This is a genomic window from Plectonema radiosum NIES-515 (genome assembly GCF_025753815.1).
GTDB classification, from domain to species: Bacteria; Cyanobacteriota; Cyanobacteriia; order Cyanobacteriales; family Nostocaceae; genus Hassallia; species Hassallia radiosum_A.
Genome location: NZ_JAOWRF010000036.1, coordinates 1 through 17,448 on the forward strand (window position 1 = coordinate 1; position 17,448 = coordinate 17,448).

32 protein-coding genes and 2 pseudogenes are annotated in these 17,448 nt (G+C 43.6%); 25 read left to right on the top strand and 9 right to left on the bottom strand.

Features of this window, described 5'->3' with window-relative positions; genetic code table 11:
• The 7 genes and pseudogenes from OGM63_RS02390 to OGM63_RS02420 all read left to right on the top strand — a co-directional run.
• Positions 1-106 (top strand): annotated as a pseudogene (locus tag OGM63_RS02390) (IS5/IS1182 family transposase); the annotation flags it as partial.
• Between the two features lie 69 nt (positions 107-175).
• The gene (locus OGM63_RS30015; protein WP_263743901.1) at positions 176-1,081 is read left to right on the top strand and encodes a hypothetical protein; all 906 of its coding nucleotides are present in this window, start codon (positions 176-178) and stop codon (positions 1,079-1,081) included.
• A 7-nt stretch (positions 1,082-1,088) separates the two neighbouring features.
• Positions 1,089-1,361, top strand: coding sequence for a hypothetical protein (locus tag OGM63_RS02400; RefSeq protein WP_263743902.1), 273 nt, complete (start codon positions 1,089-1,091; stop codon positions 1,359-1,361).
• A gap of 27 nt (positions 1,362-1,388) precedes the next feature.
• The gene (locus OGM63_RS02405) at positions 1,389-1,877 is read left to right on the top strand and encodes a hypothetical protein (protein ID WP_263743903.1); all 489 of its coding nucleotides are present in this window, start codon (positions 1,389-1,391) and stop codon (positions 1,875-1,877) included.
• A complete protein-coding gene (locus tag OGM63_RS02410; protein ID WP_263743904.1) occupies positions 1,877-2,167 on the top strand; it encodes a hypothetical protein in 291 nt (96 codons plus the stop codon). Before OGM63_RS02405 ends, OGM63_RS02410 begins: the two co-directional genes overlap by 1 nt.
• Before the next feature lie 8 nt (positions 2,168-2,175).
• Positions 2,176-2,331, top strand: coding sequence for a hypothetical protein (locus OGM63_RS02415; RefSeq protein WP_263743905.1), 156 nt, complete (start codon positions 2,176-2,178; stop codon positions 2,329-2,331).
• A 104-nt stretch (positions 2,332-2,435) separates the two neighbouring features.
• The gene (locus OGM63_RS02420; RefSeq protein ID WP_263743906.1) at positions 2,436-3,026 is read left to right on the top strand and encodes an AAA family ATPase; all 591 of its coding nucleotides are present in this window, start codon (positions 2,436-2,438) and stop codon (positions 3,024-3,026) included.
• Between the two features lie 39 nt (positions 3,027-3,065).
• On the opposite strand, the gene OGM63_RS02425 is transcribed toward OGM63_RS02420, so the two are convergent.
• The 3 genes from OGM63_RS02425 to OGM63_RS02435 all read right to left on the bottom strand — a co-directional run bounded on the left by OGM63_RS02425 (position 3,066) and on the right by OGM63_RS02435 (position 4,094).
• Positions 3,066-3,521, bottom strand: coding sequence for an HNH endonuclease (locus OGM63_RS02425; RefSeq protein WP_263743907.1), 456 nt, complete (start codon positions 3,519-3,521; stop codon positions 3,066-3,068).
• Positions 3,518-3,751 carry a hypothetical protein gene (locus tag OGM63_RS02430; protein WP_263743908.1) on the bottom strand — a complete coding sequence of 78 codons (234 nt, stop codon included), beginning with the start codon at positions 3,749-3,751 and terminating at the stop codon, positions 3,518-3,520. The genes OGM63_RS02425 and OGM63_RS02430 overlap by 4 nt, the downstream gene beginning before the upstream one ends.
• Before the next feature lie 70 nt (positions 3,752-3,821).
• Positions 3,822-4,094: a hypothetical protein gene (locus OGM63_RS02435; protein ID WP_263743909.1), complete on the bottom strand. Its 273-nt coding sequence runs from the start codon at positions 4,092-4,094 to the stop codon at positions 3,822-3,824.
• Between the two features lie 144 nt (positions 4,095-4,238).
• Between OGM63_RS02435 and OGM63_RS02440 the strand changes: the two genes are divergently transcribed.
• Together OGM63_RS02440 and OGM63_RS02445 are read left to right on the top strand one after the other, a co-directional pair.
• Positions 4,239-4,679, top strand: a complete 441-nt coding sequence (locus OGM63_RS02440; RefSeq protein WP_263743910.1) for a DNA adenine methylase — start codon at positions 4,239-4,241, stop codon at positions 4,677-4,679.
• Positions 4,603-5,082, top strand: a complete 480-nt coding sequence (locus OGM63_RS02445) for a DNA adenine methylase (protein ID WP_263743911.1) — start codon at positions 4,603-4,605, stop codon at positions 5,080-5,082. Before OGM63_RS02440 ends, OGM63_RS02445 begins: the two co-directional genes overlap by 77 nt.
• Here OGM63_RS02445 and OGM63_RS29705 read toward each other — a convergent pair.
• Complete coding sequence (locus tag OGM63_RS29705) at positions 5,069-5,338, bottom strand: transposase (RefSeq protein ID WP_375340446.1); 270 nt, start codon at positions 5,336-5,338, stop codon at positions 5,069-5,071. The genes OGM63_RS02445 and OGM63_RS29705 overlap by 14 nt on opposite strands.
• A gap of 121 nt (positions 5,339-5,459) precedes the next feature.
• On the opposite strand from OGM63_RS29705, the gene OGM63_RS02450 reads away from it, so the two are divergent.
• The 6 genes from OGM63_RS02450 (at position 5,460) to OGM63_RS02475 (ending at position 8,270) form a co-directional block, all read left to right on the top strand.
• Entirely contained in the window at positions 5,460-5,711 is a 252-nt protein-coding gene (locus OGM63_RS02450) for a M23 family metallopeptidase (protein ID WP_263743913.1), read from the top strand.
• The gene (locus OGM63_RS02455) at positions 5,665-6,375 is read left to right on the top strand and encodes an FtsK/SpoIIIE domain-containing protein (RefSeq protein WP_263743914.1); all 711 of its coding nucleotides are present in this window, start codon (positions 5,665-5,667) and stop codon (positions 6,373-6,375) included. The genes OGM63_RS02450 and OGM63_RS02455 overlap by 47 nt, the downstream gene beginning before the upstream one ends.
• A gap of 158 nt (positions 6,376-6,533) precedes the next feature.
• Positions 6,534-7,091, top strand: a complete 558-nt coding sequence (locus tag OGM63_RS02460; protein ID WP_263743915.1) for a hypothetical protein — start codon at positions 6,534-6,536, stop codon at positions 7,089-7,091.
• A 2-nt stretch (positions 7,092-7,093) separates the two neighbouring features.
• On the top strand, positions 7,094-7,522 hold the full coding sequence (locus OGM63_RS02465) for a DUF7680 family protein (protein ID WP_263743916.1): 429 nt from the start codon (positions 7,094-7,096) through the stop codon (positions 7,520-7,522).
• Between the two features lie 153 nt (positions 7,523-7,675).
• Complete coding sequence (locus OGM63_RS02470; RefSeq protein ID WP_263743917.1) at positions 7,676-7,870, top strand: hypothetical protein; 195 nt, start codon at positions 7,676-7,678, stop codon at positions 7,868-7,870.
• Positions 7,871-7,940: 70 nt separating this feature from the next.
• Positions 7,941-8,270: a hypothetical protein gene (locus OGM63_RS02475; RefSeq protein WP_263743918.1), complete on the top strand. Its 330-nt coding sequence runs from the start codon at positions 7,941-7,943 to the stop codon at positions 8,268-8,270.
• A gap of 125 nt (positions 8,271-8,395) precedes the next feature.
• Here OGM63_RS02475 and OGM63_RS02480 read toward each other — a convergent pair whose 3' ends face one another.
• From OGM63_RS02480 to OGM63_RS02490, 3 genes are all read right to left on the bottom strand, one after another.
• Positions 8,396-9,052: a hypothetical protein gene (locus OGM63_RS02480; RefSeq protein ID WP_263743919.1), complete on the bottom strand. Its 657-nt coding sequence runs from the start codon at positions 9,050-9,052 to the stop codon at positions 8,396-8,398.
• A gap of 99 nt (positions 9,053-9,151) precedes the next feature.
• A complete protein-coding gene (locus OGM63_RS02485; RefSeq protein ID WP_263743920.1) occupies positions 9,152-9,529 on the bottom strand; it encodes a hypothetical protein in 378 nt (125 codons plus the stop codon).
• A gap of 51 nt (positions 9,530-9,580) precedes the next feature.
• Positions 9,581-9,718, bottom strand: coding sequence for a hypothetical protein (locus OGM63_RS02490; protein WP_263743921.1), 138 nt, complete (start codon positions 9,716-9,718; stop codon positions 9,581-9,583).
• A 583-nt stretch (positions 9,719-10,301) separates the two neighbouring features.
• Here OGM63_RS02490 and OGM63_RS02495 point away from each other — a divergent pair.
• Positions 10,302-10,496, top strand: a complete 195-nt coding sequence (locus OGM63_RS02495) for a phospholipase D-like domain-containing protein (RefSeq protein ID WP_263743922.1) — start codon at positions 10,302-10,304, stop codon at positions 10,494-10,496.
• A gap of 17 nt (positions 10,497-10,513) precedes the next feature.
• A pseudogene (locus OGM63_RS02500) lies at positions 10,514-11,308 on the top strand (IS5 family transposase).
• Between the two features lie 285 nt (positions 11,309-11,593).
• On the opposite strand, the gene OGM63_RS02505 reads toward OGM63_RS02500, so the two are convergent.
• Together OGM63_RS02505 and OGM63_RS02510 are read right to left on the bottom strand one after the other, a co-directional pair.
• Positions 11,594-11,782 carry a hypothetical protein gene (locus OGM63_RS02505; protein ID WP_263743923.1) on the bottom strand — a complete coding sequence of 63 codons (189 nt, stop codon included), beginning with the start codon at positions 11,780-11,782 and terminating at the stop codon, positions 11,594-11,596.
• A complete protein-coding gene (locus tag OGM63_RS02510; protein WP_263743924.1) occupies positions 11,783-11,971 on the bottom strand; it encodes a hypothetical protein in 189 nt (62 codons plus the stop codon). It lies immediately after the preceding gene.
• A gap of 293 nt (positions 11,972-12,264) precedes the next feature.
• Here OGM63_RS02510 and OGM63_RS02515 point away from each other — a divergent pair, with 293 nt between their 5' ends.
• From OGM63_RS02515 to OGM63_RS02550, 8 genes are all read left to right on the top strand, one after another.
• Positions 12,265-12,840 carry a YncE family protein gene (locus OGM63_RS02515; RefSeq protein ID WP_263743925.1) on the top strand — a complete coding sequence of 192 codons (576 nt, stop codon included), beginning with the start codon at positions 12,265-12,267 and terminating at the stop codon, positions 12,838-12,840.
• On the top strand, positions 12,821-13,399 hold the full coding sequence (locus OGM63_RS02520) for a Calx-beta domain-containing protein (RefSeq protein ID WP_263743926.1): 579 nt from the start codon (positions 12,821-12,823) through the stop codon (positions 13,397-13,399). Before OGM63_RS02515 ends, OGM63_RS02520 begins: the two co-directional genes overlap by 20 nt.
• A gap of 260 nt (positions 13,400-13,659) precedes the next feature.
• Positions 13,660-14,514, top strand: a complete 855-nt coding sequence (locus tag OGM63_RS02525; RefSeq protein ID WP_263743927.1) for an NmrA family NAD(P)-binding protein — start codon at positions 13,660-13,662, stop codon at positions 14,512-14,514.
• Positions 14,515-14,897: 383 nt separating this feature from the next.
• On the top strand, positions 14,898-15,653 hold the full coding sequence (locus OGM63_RS02530; protein ID WP_263743928.1) for an SDR family NAD(P)-dependent oxidoreductase: 756 nt from the start codon (positions 14,898-14,900) through the stop codon (positions 15,651-15,653).
• Positions 15,654-15,905: 252 nt separating this feature from the next.
• Positions 15,906-16,217, top strand: coding sequence for an alcohol dehydrogenase catalytic domain-containing protein (locus OGM63_RS02535; protein ID WP_263743929.1), 312 nt, complete (start codon positions 15,906-15,908; stop codon positions 16,215-16,217).
• 93 nt (positions 16,218-16,310) lie between these two features.
• Positions 16,311-16,694 carry a nuclear transport factor 2 family protein gene (locus OGM63_RS02540; RefSeq protein WP_263743930.1) on the top strand — a complete coding sequence of 128 codons (384 nt, stop codon included), beginning with the start codon at positions 16,311-16,313 and terminating at the stop codon, positions 16,692-16,694.
• Between the two features lie 107 nt (positions 16,695-16,801).
• Positions 16,802-16,987 (top strand): type II toxin-antitoxin system YhaV family toxin, encoded by a 186-nt coding sequence (locus OGM63_RS02545; RefSeq protein WP_263743943.1) that lies wholly within the window; start codon positions 16,802-16,804, stop codon positions 16,985-16,987.
• Positions 16,988-17,181: 194 nt separating this feature from the next.
• Positions 17,182-17,403 carry a hypothetical protein gene (locus OGM63_RS02550; protein WP_263743931.1) on the top strand — a complete coding sequence of 74 codons (222 nt, stop codon included), beginning with the start codon at positions 17,182-17,184 and terminating at the stop codon, positions 17,401-17,403.
• The last annotated feature ends 45 nt before the right edge of the window (positions 17,404-17,448 follow it).

The following is a 17,448-nucleotide window of genomic DNA, read 5'->3' on the forward strand; positions in this document are numbered from 1 at the left end:
GTCTCTTACTTATAGAAATCGTCGAAAAAGATTTAGTTTGAGGTTCAATCTGATTGCAGGTCTTTATAATTATGAACTTCATCTCCCCCAAACCGAATCTTCCTGACTGACTTTTGCTCATAGGTCTCTGCATTACGTCGGGCATTGGCAGCTCCTGCCAGTATATTTTTTATCGATGAAAGCCCGATTTTGTTTGAATTTGATGCGATCGCAGCACTCGTTGGTAGGTTGTGTGCGAACGGGGCAAAAGCGGGAATTAGGGTTATTTTATCTGCTCAAGACGTGGACGAAAGAAATGATTGACGGGGATAGTTCCAAGGGGTTTACAGAACTAATCTGGACAATCGTTGTAATTGTTTTATTAGCAAACAACGGTCAGCCACTAGCAACTGCGACTAAAAGCTTGAGAACAATTATTAACCAAACAAATCAAACGCTTTTAGCTTCGACTTCTGCCTCTATCCAACTCCAAGAAGCTTATCAAACAATAATGTTGAAAACGGGGAGAACAGATGCAATTGAATCACTTGTAAATCAATGTAATGCCATCGCTGACCCAACACAAGAAACCGAATGTTTAAAAAATGCAGCCGAACAAGCTAAAGAAATTGAAACTAAGCTTGACCAAGACAATCGTCCCGAATGGGTCAAAAGCATCAGCGATTTCTTCAACACTAACATTTTTCAGCTAGCAGTGCGGGGTTGGCTTTTTGCCTTGGCGATCGCATTCCAATGGATAATCAAAGTTTGCATGTTACTAACCGCATTACTCGGACCATTGCCTGTCGGGGGTTCCCTACTTCCAGTTGGTTCAAAAGCTATTTTTGCATGGCTAACAAGCTTCTTTTCGATGGGGATGATTAAGCTTTGTTTCAATATTATTTCGGGCTTGGTTTCCACAATGGTACTGAATGCTGATAACAACGACCCAATGATTTTTGCATTTGCAATTGGTATTCTTGCACCGATTTTATCTGTAGTTTTAGCCGCAGGTGGAGGGATGGCGATTTTTAGAAGTTTTTCGAGTATTGCGAGTTTTGGTGTTTCTACCTTAGTGACGAGAATAGTTAACAAATCTTAAAATTAGGATGACCCATTTAGATTCAGAATCCACTCAAAATAAACAACTGAAATTTTTAAATCGTGCGTCTAAAAAGTTTTCGACTGGTGATACTTTAGCTTTATTTGCGGTTGGGACTTTTGGATTACATATCTTAACATTTTTCCTGCTGTTTTTAATTTACGGTTCTTATTCACAGTTAAATAAAAAGCCACCACCTTCCTTGGTGCAACTAGAAACAGGTTCCGCGATTAAAGTAGCACCTCTGGGAAACAGCGATCGCACTCCCCAAGTAGTATAGCGCTTTGTCTCTGACACAATGACTTTGATGATGAATTGGTCGGGAAATTTACCAGCTACTACGGTTGAAGAAGCAGCACAACCCAAACCTGACCCTGGTATAAATATTGGAGAGAAAGGATTACGAGGTAATAAGGTTGCGTCGGCAGCATGGCAACCATCCTATGCTTTATCATCAGATTTTCGTAAAGAGTTTTTAAAAGTACTTGCCTCAATTACACCACCAGGAATTTTTCAAGGCAAAACGCAAGTCGTTTTGGTTCCACTTTTGATTCAATCACCAATAAAGATTGAGTCGGGTAAATGGAAAGTAAAAATGATTGCTAATCTCACAGTTTTTGACCAAAGTAATAATTTGGGAGATATTATTCCCTTTAATAAGGAAATTTTTGTCAGAGCAGTAGAAGCTCCAGAATCTCCAGCAAATATCAGTGGTTTAGCAGCAGTAATTTATCAGGTGCGTGCAAGTGGATTAGAAATATATGCGATTCGGGATTTAGCACAGGAGAATTTGTAATGCAGGAGCATGAAAGCGATAAAAATGTCCAAGTCACAGTTGAATCAGATATAGAGTGGGATGAAGCAAATCTCGCTCAATTACTTGGTCTTAATAATGAAACTCAACTTGTTGAGCAAGCAACTAAAAATAATGAAATTCTCTCCGAAGATTTAACTTCAAATCCAATTACCCCACAAGAATTATTTGATGACCCACAACTTGGAAAAACTCAGCCGACTTTTTACAGCAATCCCTTTGCCAAATTTGGTGCAGTGGGGCTGGTAATGCTCGTACCAAACGTGCTGTAGCTTATGCAATGAAGCGGGGTTATACCGTGAGAATATTTGCACCGGGGTTTCCTGAAAGCGAAACTTGTAACCCTTTGGATTTGTTGAGAGATGAGGAGGATGCGATCGCACTTCTGACAACTTACGCAAGTTATTTCGCGCAACTTCGACCGTGGTGGAAGTAATACGGGCGATAGATAAATTCTTTGAAGAAGCTGGAGATAGCTTGGTTGAGGGAATTTTGCTTGTTACCAAGGCAATTAAAACTTTAACTGGCGTTTTATAAGTATTGCGATTTGATGATGCATCCAACGAGTCCGGGGAGGACATTGGTTCTCGGCAAGTCTTGGGGACGTTGCTCACGATCTGTTACAGGATAAGAAAACTGCGGTGGATCGCGATCGCAACGCTTAACCGACTGGATGCACTACCACCGGAGCTAACCAGGGTGGGGAGATTTGATGAGATATTTTACGTGGGATTTCCCCAAGCGATAGAGCGAAAAGAAATTTTGATGATGCACCTGGCTCAACTTGATGAGCGTTACAAAAATGACAATGTACTTACAGAGAAAGAATGGCGGATTATTCTTAATAAAACTGTTAATTGCACTGGTGCGGAGTTAGCGCAAATGGTGGAGAAAACAGCGCGATGCTCTTTTAGAGCCGCTTCGCGATCGCTTTTTTATCAGGGTAGAGAAATGCAAATTGGATTAGGGGAATTGTTAGAGCAACGCTCATTGATGGTGCCTTTGTATGTAAGGGATACCGATCGAATTTTGGCAATTGAGAATCGCGCTAAATATATTTGCCAACCAGCATCGAGTACCGATACGTCGGAATTTGCTCCGGTGATTACTTCCTTTTGGGGTGAGAGATAAATTGCGTTGATAAAAGTCCTTGAGGGAGTATCGCTTTTATTAATTAGGTTGTTGGGAGTCTTCTTCTGGTGGATGTAAACCTGCCTGAACCCAAAAATCTCGCGCACTTTGAATGGAATCTCCCTGTGGATAACGTTCATCGTTCATGTCGAGACGTTTGCAAGTAGCTCTACCTGCCGGAGTTATACCGATTATTTGCCTTCCATCTACCGACCACAAAAAATGTTCCGACCAAATTTGTTGGCGAGGATTGAACAAAGGTACTATTGTTTTTGTTGTTTCATCAAATCCTGCAACAAAATTGTAGCGGCGTTCGTTACAACGACGACAAGCTAGCGCCAAATTGTCAATATCATTATTACCACCGATTGATTTGGGTATCAAATGGTCTACTGTAAACCTTGTCGTGGAAATACGTTCGGGGGAGTGGCAATATTCACACAAATAATTTGCCCGTCTTCGCACGGTTTCTTTGGTTGCATCGTCGATAGTCATTTTTGAGCTACTATCATCGCGTTTATATGGGTGAATATTCTGTCTAGCTCTCCAATCTCCTCTAACTCGATGATTTCTTCAGGTGTTAGTAAGTCAGCTTTTTTCCGTTCTAGTAATTCTTCCATTCGTACTTGCAGTTCGTCATTAAATTTAAACAAGTTGAAATTTTCCAGCTTTTCGACTCGAATACTCGAAAGCAAGGACGAAGGTCTAGCAATTACAGTCGTCATGGCAAAGTCCGATGCAATTATATTGTGTGATTCTATTGTACTAACTCTAACCGAAGTAGACTTGTGTTTGCTACCCTATCGCCCTGAATAATGTACCACCAACCGCATAGACAGCATTAAATCCAATTCTTCCTGACCAAAGTGCCGCATCGGCTTGTTTTGTTCGCATCTTGAGGCTAGTTACAAGTAAATCATCACCTATTTCATATTCGCCAGTCTCAACATTAATTGAAATAATTTTGCCAATATTTTCTGGTGTTTCTACTCTTGGACGAATGCTCGAATCGTATAGTTCTTTGCCACGTTGGGTAATTTCTTCGTCACTAAGTTTGGGCTTGGACATAAAGCCGATATCCTCTCTGTTCAAAATTGAGCGGCTTGCATCATAATTATCGAATTTTTACTTTACTCAACACAAAAACAATCGATTATGCCCTACCATTATCTGTACTTTGACTAACTGCACTCCCGTTGAGTTCTGCTCTTGATGGCGAAAAAAATAGCCTTTGGTTGGTATGGTGGCAAGTACAGCCACTTAGATTGGCTTTTACCTCTATTGCCCGACACAACACACTACTGCGAAGCATTCGGCGGCTCGGCTGCGGTACTTTTAAACCGTCAACCAGCACCAGTGGAAACCTATAATGATATTGATGGCGAGTTGGTTAACTTTTTTAGGGTATTGCGCGATCGCCAAGAGGAATTAATTAAAGCGATCGGCTTGACGCCATTCTCCCGTGAAGAATTTCGCCAAGCAATTTCCCCCGAACTAAATTTATCAGACTTAGAGAGAGCTAGACGGTTTTTTATCTGTGCGCGACAGGTCAGAACTGGTTTGGCACAAACAGCTAGTGAAGGACGCTGGGCACATTGCTCCCCTAACAACCCGTGCGGGAATGGCTGGGGCTGTATCCCGTTGGTTGGGTAGCGTAGAAGGCTTGTCAGAAATTGTACAGCGATTGCTGCGAGTACAAATTGAAAACCACCCAGCAATCGATGTGATTAAAAGGTACGACAGTTCAGAAACCTTATTTTACTGTGACCCACCTTACCCCCACGATTCTCGCGGTGACGCACGAGCTTATGCTTATGAAATGACCGACGAAGAACATCGAGAACTTGCCCACGTATTGCAAAATGTTCAAGGCAAAGTCGCTGTTTCGGGATACGATTGTTCCTTAATGCAGGAACTTTACGCCGACTGTCGCTGCGAATCCAGTTATTTGATTTGTGGCAGTTCCAATACCATCAGGCATGGCTCAAAAGTTACCGTCTTTTTTATCTCGATTCTGAGATTTGAGAAACGACCTTCTTTCTTCAATCATTTCTAATACAAGTCCGCAAGTCAATGTCCCGATGGGAATATTCTTCAACACGCACCCACAATCGTAAACGTTCGTGAATTTGTTGCCACGTTCGGTCCTGTCGCCATTGTCGAAAATAGTGATACACGGTTTTCCATTTGGGAAAATCGTTTGGGAGCATTCGCGCCCGCACAACCTGCACAAAGGATGTATAGGATTGCTCCCGCGCGATCGCCTGCATATCAACACTACGTTTTCGACCACCTGTTTTTAATGAACCTATTGATTATCAACAATTAGATCGCGAAGCAATCGATAAAAATTGGCATTATGCTTTTGCTACCTTTATCCTGACTCTTGCAATTGCAATCCCCCAAATCTCAAACTGGGTTGAATCCCAACTTTTGGTCAAATATCTCCAAAACTTAGTTACTGTACTTAACACTTCTGTTACTGGCACTACTGGCTTAAGTCGCACTCAGATAGCTTTTCCTACGGCAAAAGGTACTCCTGTAACAAGCGAGTTTGGTTGGAGAACCCATCCAATTACAGGCGATCGCAAGTTTCATACTGGTATCGATTTTGGGGCATCTCTTGGCGCTCCAATTTATGCGATCGCTAATGGAAGAGTCGAATTTGCTGGGGAAAGGGGTTAGCTTCAAGAAAGTTCAAGGACTTGGTAGCGACTTGGTTCAACAATTAGGGGAACAACTAGGATTTGAGAACCCACCGATGAGATCTGTTATACCGGGTGCTGTCGTGTTTGATATTCCTCTTGGCGATCGCAAGATAGCTAATTTTAGCGATTATGTTGACTTAACAAGTGAGATTAATATTAACCGCATCGTCATTCCCGGTGGTGTCGATGTCGATGGTAAGTATATCGAGATTTCCCTATGCGACTCGAATGTTTATCATACTTTGGGAGGGGGAATGACTGGTGGTGGAAAAAGTCAGTTTGAAAAAGCGATGGTTCTGTATTTAGCGTTGCGTTACCCTCCGTGCTTGGTAAGACTTGCCCTCAGCGATGTGAAGTTAGTTTCCCTGACTTGCTGTAACGGACTTCCCCATCTCATCGCACCAGTTGCAGAGGATGCTGCGAGTACCCTACAAATTTTTAATTACTTGGTGGCAGAACAGGAACTTCGCTACCAGGAATTTAAACGGGTGGGGGTTGAAAACATTAACGAATACAACCAAATGTTTCATGATTGTCCTATGCCTCCAGGATGGTGTTTTATCGTCGCGGAATTTTGCAACCACCAAAACCACGATAAATTGAACTTAATGCTCAAGTTATGTCGAGTACAGATGCTTTAAAACCTGTACGCATACCCTGGAAAGCATCGGATTAACAATTAAACTATATCAGGATGGAAATTTAATACCGGGAGAATTTCGTCCTAGTGATGAGCATGAAGTAGCAATTAATATCACTACTAATTTTAAAATTGTCGCTGACTACGGGAATAGTGAAATTGCCCAGGAAGGAAACCCAAGCAAGTATTTTAATCTACGGGAATGGTACATCCCGTACACCCAACGGAAAAGAAAAAATAGATGATTCTTGGAATGATTTATCTATATTTCAAGCCAAACCAGAGGAATTTAACTTAGATGGTAGCCCAGAAAGGGTGTTTAATGAATTGAGCGATCGCATTCTCGATTATAAGGTGCAGGGTGTGCGATCGCTCTCAATCTCGGTTTCCCAAGTAATGGACTACCGCAAGCTGATGACTGCTTTGGTACTATTTGCGAAACTCCCCTTACAAATCGACCAAACTGCAACAATTAGCACGGGGGAACAGTTCGTCAGATTGGAGTACCAAGGTGCTTTAAAGGGGTTTCAAAGCTTCCAAGCTGCTGTTAACGCTTTGCTCAACACAAACGATGTGAAAGCAGATGTGTCATTGAAGCTGGAATTTAAATTTTCTTCACCAATTGAACCAAACGGCTCAGAAATCAGTAATATCAAAAGTGCCCTAAATTGTAACCCGGTTGAGAGGCTGAATTTATTGCTAAAAGTAACTTACTGAAAATGCAAGAGTTTGAACTGCGTGTATTGAGTACAGATAATTACAATTTATCGCTGGAATTATATCAGTGTGCTTCTAGAAAAGCTGGAGAAAAAAAGCGTCCATCTGCCAAGCGGATTGGAGGTTTAAAGGGTAATGCTTTGGTGCAGGCAAAACAGGCTATTTATGATTGTTTTAAAGCGAATAATTATGACCCCAAAACACTAAGTCACAATCGTCAAAGTGCCTATATATTAGATGAAGAATCAGCGACAAATTTGGCGTTATTATTTCAGACTTTGCAACCGCTTTCTAAACCCGATCGCGTTGCAAATATTACTAAGAAAATTATTGTTATGAGTAATGAAGAATCCCATTATTGGTTTGCCAAAATTAGTAATGGGAAACGCAGTCAGGCTTTGAGAGCTATTCGCGTTCTTTTGGGGGATTGATGGGACACCATTGAATAACTATCAAAAGTAGATATTAATCAAATTTTGTTTTAGATATTAATCTTAAAAAATCTCAAATACAAACTGCCTTACAATTAAAACGTGGGGATTTATCTTCCCACATCTAACCTTGAAATAAAGGAGGTAAAGCGATTGACCGAAAATGGTAACGGTAACGGTCGCAAGCGATTGTTTGACCCGGTACTAATTTTTATTCGTTTAATCCAGGGTTTCTGGGAACGAAGAGATTTAGTAGGTGGTGAGACAACAATTGTTGATGACCAAACCGTTGAAGAGGACTTACAGGATAGGCTAGAACTTCCTGAGTCCGACAATCAAGACAACTAACATCTAGTCAATACAGTCCCTAGTTCCAGCTAGGGGCTGTTCCTTAATTGTAGCCAAACAGTATGAAATTATGCTAGCAGATTCTAATACGTCTGTTGTGATGCCTGTGTACTACCAAGTTGCTTTACGTCAAGGTACTCAATGGGCTTTTATACACGGAGAAACCTTTTATAACCATTTTAATTTACCTAAATTTTCAATTTCAGATACGTTTCTTGGATTTGGAACTTCCATGACAAAAGTTGCAAGGGAGTTTTCCAAAATCAATGGTGGCAAAGACGGTTATTATTTAGCGAATATACTAGATGAAAAATATTATTACTGTGGTCGCTTACCTCAAGATGTCAAAAATAAGTTATTTGAGTTAGGAGTTGGAAAACCCGATCCATTAGACAAGTAATCTTGTGGACAAGTGATAAATTCAAAAAATAGGAAAATTCAATAATCTAAAAATACAGAATAGCCTACAGATAAATCTGAGGCTAAATAATGAATGAGAATATTAGATTTCTACGTAATTAACGGCTACGGTGCTTTTGTCATTCGGCAAGGTAAACGAACACGATCGCCCCTTCCCCTACGACTACGATTGCTGCTGCTACAGTCCAAGCAATCTTTGTTTGCACGCGGTTCTACCCGTTCGATACGGTGTTCTCGTACAAACTCGATCTGGTGGTATAGTTTGGCTTCTGGCTTGTGTAATCCTGCGAACATCATCATAAAAATATTTACGGCTGGTTCGGCTGATTTTACATTAAGCGTAATGACGCTAGGTTGAGCAATACTATCATCCTCAACGTATTGCTGCAAGCGCTTTTCTTCTAAGCTCAAAGTCTCTTGTTGTAACCTACCTGGTGGGATTAATTCGTGGCAGTGCAAGCAACCACCATAGGCATGGGGAAGTACGGGACGAGTTGCAGTAAAAATATCACCAACTTGCTTGGTTTGCTTATCGACGGGAACTTTAGCACCTATTTGTATGCCAGGAATTAAATACTGATGTACCAAAGCATTGAAGACTAGGCGACTTTGCATGGAGTCAGCTGCTAGGAATATAAAATCAGCTTCAGCAATTCCAGCGACAATAACAGCACCATGTTCATCTCCATCACCAGGAAATAGGTGATTGAAAAGCTTTTCATACTCCGGTGCGTCTATTCTGACTTCTATTGGTTCTTTCATTGACTCCTTAGCCACTCCAATACTTTGCATAACTTGGTTGCAGCCGTGTCAATGGCGGCATTCCATCGATTTGAACGCCGCGATACTTGAATTACCTGTCTATTTTGCTCCCGTAGTAACAGATAACCCAGCACCCTGAACTAAGCCATCGACCCGGCGTAACTCTGCATCCAGATAGTGAGGGTAAACATCGGCGTGGGGGTAGGCATAGGAAATAGTGAAACCCACCCAGGAAGACGAAGGTAGGTACTGTTTGCCAAGCAGCAAATCATGGACAATAACGTATGCTCCCCCCTGTGCTTCGGCTTCCACTTTGACTAGATTTCCGGAAAAGGTTTGTTCGATTTGTGCGATCGCTCTTTCAACTTCTGGTGTCATTTTCACCTCCTGTGAGTTATCGTCGGGTGCAGTGGCGCAAAACTTTTGACCCTCGTGCAGGGCAATGGTTTCGCAATCTCCAATTTGTTTGAGGGGCAAATTGCCTTTGACCTCGAATAGTACGAAATCTTCTTGTATTGCAACACCTTGTTAGATAGCAGTTTGTTTAATTTCTAAACCTGTAACTTTATGCTTAGTCAAGGTTACAGGGCGTTCATTGACAGTAACGGTAATGGTTTTTAGCTTTTTTGCCAGTAGTTCAGTATCGTGCGTAGATTCAATCTGCATATTGGGACTCCTTTATCAATTGACTTGTGTTTGTGGAATTCAAGTTCTAGGGAGTAGCAGATATTGCACTCCCCATCGGTAGTTGTTTGAAAAACGAACTAATTAGATCGTTTGTGCTTCGTTGGGTAGCTTGTAACGCTGACCTGCTTGTGGAGTTGGGGGCAGAGGTTCGCCTTTGGTAACAGTACGCTCCTCTCCCGTCCGACCGCCACGGGGTCCGGTAATCTCGTATTGACCCGACTTTTTCGCTATTTCGCCCGATTTCTTAAGTTCGTCAGAAGATGGATGTTTGCAAACACCTTCAGACGAGGTGAACCCCAATGATGATGCTGTTGAGTTACGGCTAACCTGGGAATACAGTCAAAGATTTGGTGCGGGTGAGTCAGAAGCAATGGCGATCGCGTAGCCGATCCCCGTCGTCGCATCAACCCCCTATCCCTGAAAAATTAGCTACACCAGCAATACCCAGAACACCATTGCTGACTTCTACATTCCTGCTTTAGAATGCGCCATACAGTACGATGGCAAAGCAGGTTTTTTCAACAGCGCAATTCTCAGCAAAGTTGCCCGTGGTTTGGGTGCAATGCTCCATTCTGGGGGTAAAATGCGGTTAATTATGGGTTGTCAATTTAGCCCCCAAGATTTAGAAGCAATTCAACAGGGTTATGAATTACGAGATGCATTATTAACCCGTCTTGATGCTGACTTAGAGGATGTTTTAAAAGTGGGGGGCTTTTGTAAGAAAGCTCACAAGGCTTATGCTGAGATTTGTAGATAACAGCACCTTGTGAGTAAATGACTAAAGCATATCAAGCGCAACCTGACATGGGAACAGTGGGAATTAATTGCAGAAATGTTTCCAGAGGCAAAACCTGGTGGTCGCCCGCGCACAGTAGCGATGTACCCCGTGATCAATGCGATTCTTTATGTGCTATGCCAAGGATGCACTTGGCGAGCATTACCCGGAGATTTTCCCGCTTGGTCAACTGTCTATGGCTATTTTCGTTCTTGGCGCAAAGACGGTACTTGGCTCAAGGTACATGACAAACTTTACCAGTGGGTTCGAGTCGCCGTAGGGCGTGAGCCTAGCCCTTCTGAGGCTGCTGTTGATAGCCAATCAGTAGAAACGGCAACAATGATTTCTCTGGAGGTAGGTTATGACGCAGGAAAACAGGTACATGGGCGCAAACGACATCTGAGCGTAGATTTATTAGGGCTAGTTTTACGGGTTTTGGTTACATCGGCAAGTATTCCAGAACGCCAAGGAGCTAAACAAGTGCTCAACAGAGTTCATCACATGGGGGGCACTTGTTTAGCGGTTGCATACAATTTGGATGGATGGTGGGTATCGGGGGCAAGACTTTATGCGATGGGTGATGGATATGTTCTGTTGGATTGTTGAAATTGTCGTCAGACCCCTGGAAAAGAAGGGTTTCGTCCAACTACCTAAGCGTTGGGTTGTAGAACGAACTAATGGAATTGCTCAATTGGTGTCGGCGCTTAAGTAAGGATTACGAACGACTACCGGAAACCTCAGAGACTTTTATTTATATTGCCATGATTCGTATCATGGTTAGACGACTGGCATAATTTCTTGCTGACTTCGACTTTTAAAACATCCTCTTAAACCCACCAGAAAATTTTGCCCAACTCAAACACTTTGAGATTCTCAGTTGGTTAATTCAAAATAATTATTTAGGTATTAAAATAGCAATTCCACTTAAAGATAACGGTTTACCCGAAGACAGCACCAAACAACTGGTACAAAACTTTGACCAGCAGATAGTAAAAGCTGTGGTTTTTGACAAAAATGAATCGCTAATTATTAGGTAAATTATCAGGGTCTATACCAAGAGAACGTAGATATTGTGCTAGCTATTCAGCCCGTTGTTTTTCTTGCTCGGCTCGTTGTTGTTCGTTATGTGCCCTTTTTGTTTCTTGTTGGGCAATTTCTTCTGCCATTAAATAGCGATCGCCTTGTTCGTCATACCAAGATAAAAATTCCTGTTGAATTCCACCAATAATACCTTGATGTCGTCCAATTCCTAAACCGACTTCTGGCATTCATAATGGTTCGCCAATTTGTAGTTGATAATTCTCATCTACCAACTTATAAATTTCAAACGGTTGATGGCGATCGCGTTTTTGAGTCGGTGAAAGCAGCTTCGCAGGAGTTGTATGGGGAGGAGTGTAAAGCGATCGCACATGCCGAAACAATTTCCGAATCGTAGCAATTAAAGATAACAAACCCACCGTCCTCAACCCCGACTTCCTCAAATACTCCGGAATCGTTCCAGATTCATGGGAGCTAGCACGTCAACCCATCTTCACTCAGAGACTATCGCAAGTAGTTTATACCAACGGAGTCAGCATCATTGCTGAACCAAACCGTGTCATCTTCGTTGAATCCCTCGAAGATAAAAAAGTAGAAGGAATTAGTGTCGCAGCGATCGCAGAACGCTACGTCAAAATGCTACCCAACGCTGAATATCAAGGATTGGGAGTAAACCCACGCGGTTACGTTGGTTTTCCAAACACAGACCAAGATGCAGCTCGTAAATCCATTTAGCGACACTGTTAAAATCATCAATGTCCTCCCTCCTGAAGAAGTTATTGCATCCGATGGTGTTGCTGACCTTTCACCAGCTTCAATTTCTGTTGGAGACTTCAGCAAACAATATAGACCAAGACACGTTGCGACTACTCCTAATGCATCAGTTGCTCACGTACCTTCAATGGAAACTGGCGAAATCGCAGTTGTAGATTTACGTGGTTTGCGACCATTAGATATAAATCCCAACGAAGATGGAATTCAGTCTATTAAGTTAAAAAATGCTGCTGGTACAGCACCTGCTGATATTGTCATCCACCCCAATCAGAAATATGCTTACGTTGCCGATCGCAATAAAGGGCAAATTTTTGTTCTAAGTATTAACCCTTATTCACGAAGTTTTAACCAGCACGTTAGCACTATTCAGCTTAGTGATGCCCCTAACGGAATATGCCAAATGGCAATGAACAGCGATGGTACGAGATTATTTGTAACTAGCGCTACTAGTAACAAGGCTGGCGCTAAAGGGTTTGGTGTTCTGACAATCGATAATGAACGATTGTCAGTTTAAATCGACAACAAAATATACCAAACTATTGTTGGGTAGCGAGCAAGATTCTTTTGATGTGAACGAAGCGGTGGCTGTGACATTGCCGATAATAAGGGAGTTGGCACCATCATTGATGACGACGATAAGAGCAAACTGCCCAAAATTGCAATTGGCGATCGCATTATCACTGAAGGGGATGATGGCAAGCAACTTATCAGCTTTACTGTCACCCCAGGGTAAAGCCATCAACTCGGCAGTCAGCGTCAACTATACAACAGCCAACGGTACGGCAATTGCAGGTGATGACTACACTGCAACCAATGGTAAACTCACCTTTGCCGCCAGAGAAACCAGTAAAACAGTAACCGTACAGGTGAAAGGCGATCGCATTGAGGAAACCGACGAAAATTTCTTCCTCAATCTCGCAAACGCCACCAACGCCGCGATCGCCCCCAACGCCGCGATCGCCCGGGCCGCAATTCGTTTCCCGGATATGCGTCTTGAGCCGGATGCGATCGTGCCGGAAATCCCGCATCATGGGCTTCGCGCCCCGGTCACGCTTCCGGTGCTACTGAAATAGAAAGAAAATCATGCGCTTCGCAACACTCCTCGCCCAGATACGTTCCGAGGATGCCGTAACATTCCTGCCCGCACTTCATGTTTACGCCGTGACGCGCTGGCAGGAAGTACACGACGTTTTGGGTGATGCCGTGATGCCGTGACGGCGGTGGTTACATTTTTAGTCTCTGATGACGCTTCCGATATCACAGGTAGCACGCTGGCTGTGGGTGGTGATAGGCTCTAACACTGATTTACAGAAAAACAATTGGGAGATAACAAATGAAAGTATTGATGGTAGGAGCAACAGGCACATTTGCCAGTCACGTCATACCGCAACTAAAGCAGCGAGGTGTGACAATTCGCGCTTTGGTGCGGAGCAAAGCTAAAATCGACGTGGCGCGGCAACAGGGTGCGGATGAAGCGGTAGTCGGAGATCTCAACGATGCAGACAGTCTTCGTGTTGCCGCTAGTGGTATGGAGGGTGTCTTTCATCTTAACCCTGCCTTTGCAGCCAATGAAGCGGAGTTGGGTGTAGCGATGGTCGAGGCTGCTTCATTGGCTGGTGTGCGTAAGTTCGTCTTTTCTGGTGTCATCCACCCGTCGATCTCCGCACTTAGTAACCATGCGGCTAAATGTCCGGTTGAGGAAGCATTGTATGAGTCAGGAATGAATTTTACTGTTTTGCAGCCGACGATGTTCATGCAGAACTTCGATAGCGGTTGGCAGGCAGTGATGGAGAAAGGTCAGTTTGCTCTACCCTACTCCAAACATGCTAAGGCATCGTATGTAGACTACCGCGATGTGGCAGAAGTAGCAGCACTAGCACTGACAAGCGATCGATTAGATCACGGTACGTTCGAGCTATGTGACGCTGGGATGGTTGATCGCGTGGAACTAGCAGCAATGATGAGCGAAGCACTCGATCGACCGATTGAAGCAGGTGAACCGACATTTGAGGAATGGGCGCAGACCGCACATATTCCCGAAGGTGCCATCCGCGCGGGAATGAAAAAGATGTACGCTCACTACGATCGCTATGGTTTTCCTGGCGGCAACGCTCTGGTACTGCGAGCCATTTTGGGGCGAGAACCCCGTCCGCTGCGACAGTACTTCTACGAGTTAGCCATCCGCTAGTTACAATTGCGTTGAACCGTTGCTCGCCCGTCTGCAATTGCGCTTCGGCGGTCACACGTACCGCAAATCGTTTTCCGGATATTGCGCGATCGCAGGCTTGTGGCTTTGTTGAGTCCACATTGCTCTGTAATCAGGATACAACATTACCCCTCAAAATTAATGGGACAGACCACTAGTTCCCGGCGCGAAACTGTTGAAAAAATCAGGAATAAAACTTTGTATAAAATGTCAGTGGTTCTTTGGGCATTGTAGAACATTTTCTTCCAGTCTCGAAATCTCGATTTGGAGGATTAGGCAATAAACAGCGAGGTTTGTGTATTTGAAACTCTTACTCTTAAGCATAGGATGAACACATCCGAATAAAACGTTCAAAGGATAAGGCAATGACTAAAATCGCATTGGTAACGGGATCGAGCCGAGGACTGGGCAAAAGTACCGCTTTGAATCTGGCTAAAAAAGGGGTTGATGTAATCGTCACTTACCATCGCAATGCCGAGGAAGCCGCTAAAGTCGTCGCTGAAATCGAAGCATTTGGCGCAAAAGCGGTGGCACTTCAACTAGATACTGCCGACACTAAAACGTTTGATAGTTTCGCTGGACTTGTCCAGCGGTTACTCAAAGATCAATGGCAAACCGAGCATTTTGATTTTTTGGTGAATAACGCTGGAACGGGCGTTCACTCATCTTTTGCCGAGACGACCGAGGAAGAGTTTGACCACTTGATGAATATTCATCTAAAAGGTGTTTTCTTCCTCACCCAGAAACTGCTCCCGCTGATAAATGATGGCGGACGAATTGTAAACGTTTCTACTGGTTTGACGCGGATTGTCATAAGCGGCTATGCCGCTTATGCAAGCATGAAAGGCGCAGTCGAGACCCTAACTCTCTACATGGCGAAGGAGTTAGGATCGAGACGGATTGCGGTAAATGCGGTGGCTCCTGGTGCGATTGAAACCGATTTCCGTGGCGGTGCAGTACGCGATAATCCAGAAATGAATAAACAGATTGCTTCCATAACTGCTCTCGGTCGCGTTGGTCTTCCCGATGATGTTGGCGGCGCGATCGCCTCACTACTCTCTGAAGACAATAAATGGGTGAATGCTCAAAGAATTGAAGTCTCTGGCGGTCAGTCGATCTAAATACAGATCGTTGGGCGGCGGCGCATGGCTTGGCTGCGTGTGGCAGGTTTTGATGAATGATCGAGTAATTTTGTCATATCGATTGAATAGAATATAGGGAAAAAATGAAAGCAATCGTAATTAACGCATACGGCAATGAGGACGTTTTGAATTATATCGATGTCGAACGTCCAGAGCCGAAAGCGGGCGAAGTTCTGGTGAAAGTTCACGTCGCGGCGATCAATCCGGCTGACTGGAAAATCCGCTTCGGGGATGGGCGAAATGTTCGGGTTCAAACTTCCGCTCATTCTGGGCGGCGACATCGCCGGAACCGTCGAAGAGGTGGGGGATGGCGTTGAAATTTTCAAGAAGGGCGATGCGGTTTATGGGATGACCCTTTCCAGCCTTTCCGGTGCTTACGCCGAATACGCGGTTACAAAAGCGGACGCGATCGCACCCAAACCGGAAAGCATCGATTTTGAAGAGGCGGCGGCAATTCCAATCGGCGCGTTGACTGCATGGCAAGCGATGTTCGATAAATTGCCAATATTAGGCTTTGTAGAAATCTCGAACAAAAATTTATAGTTCCCTTGTGGTGTCATACCTGTAATGAAGCGGTATATTGCTCGATATAGATAATTGAACCTAATCATTTAATTAAATCTAACAATAATCAGCATGGACACCACACACAAAGCTCAAGTTATCGCTAACGAGAAAAATCTCCTAGAAGCGATGAAAACCAATAACGTGGAGCTTTTAGATCGACTACTCCACGACGACCTACTTTTCAACGGCCCCGACGGCAAAACAGCAACCAAAGCAATGGATATGGCAAATTACCGTTCGGGAAACATTAACCTGCGTACAGTGAAATCGAGCGATTTAATGCTAAATGCCATCGATGACGATATTGTTGTTGCAGTCACCGTAGAGATTCAAGGAAATTATTTAGGGCAGGAAATTAATGGCAAATTCCGCTACCTTCGGGTTTGGAAGCTATTTGAAAACGATTGGAAAGTAATTGCAGGGAGTGTGGTTGCACTAAACAGTGATAGCTGAAATACAACGCCGTTTTACCTGCCGTCTGCAAAAATGCGATCGCATTGTTGACAAAAATCCTTAACTTGGTAGCGGTTCTAAAGGCTTGAAAGCGATCGCATCAGCATCTGCATCCATTTGATACCTCAGAATTAAAGGCGATTGTGATTTTGTGGTTAGGATTTCCCCGCAAAGAGGGAGCGAAAGATGATTGTTATCAAGTGTTGACCAAGATGGTGGCACGGGGGACATTTCCCGATAGTTTGGATGAGTTGATTACAGAACCAGAAAAAACCCAGGATGAACCTGATTAAAATCCACAAATATTCCCTCCAAAAATAAATACGGGTATCATCACCGAGAAATAAAAGCCAACGAAGAGATAGCCCGTCAAAACCTTGTTGCTCAAGGGCTACGGTGTACATTTTGTTTTGGGGTTTCTCTGGCGATCGCAATGCTCCACCCAAATGATCGCAACTATGGAAGAAATTTTTCCACATAACAAGTAATGCGATCTGCGCTTCGCCCTTGGCGCAAATTGAAGAACACTACATCCGATCCAAGTGGTTACTCACAGCATTACTATTACGGTGTACCTCAAAAACGACAAAAAGCAATTTGGGTAGGGTCTAAATTAGGTGAGCCACTTGGCGGTGTCAGTTTCTGTCGCGTCAAAGTGGCGAACCCGGAGGGTGAGGTTACTGCACCTACTCAGAGCGATAAAAATTAGCGTTGGGGATGCGATCGCTGATCTAACCCACATTCCTATCAATTC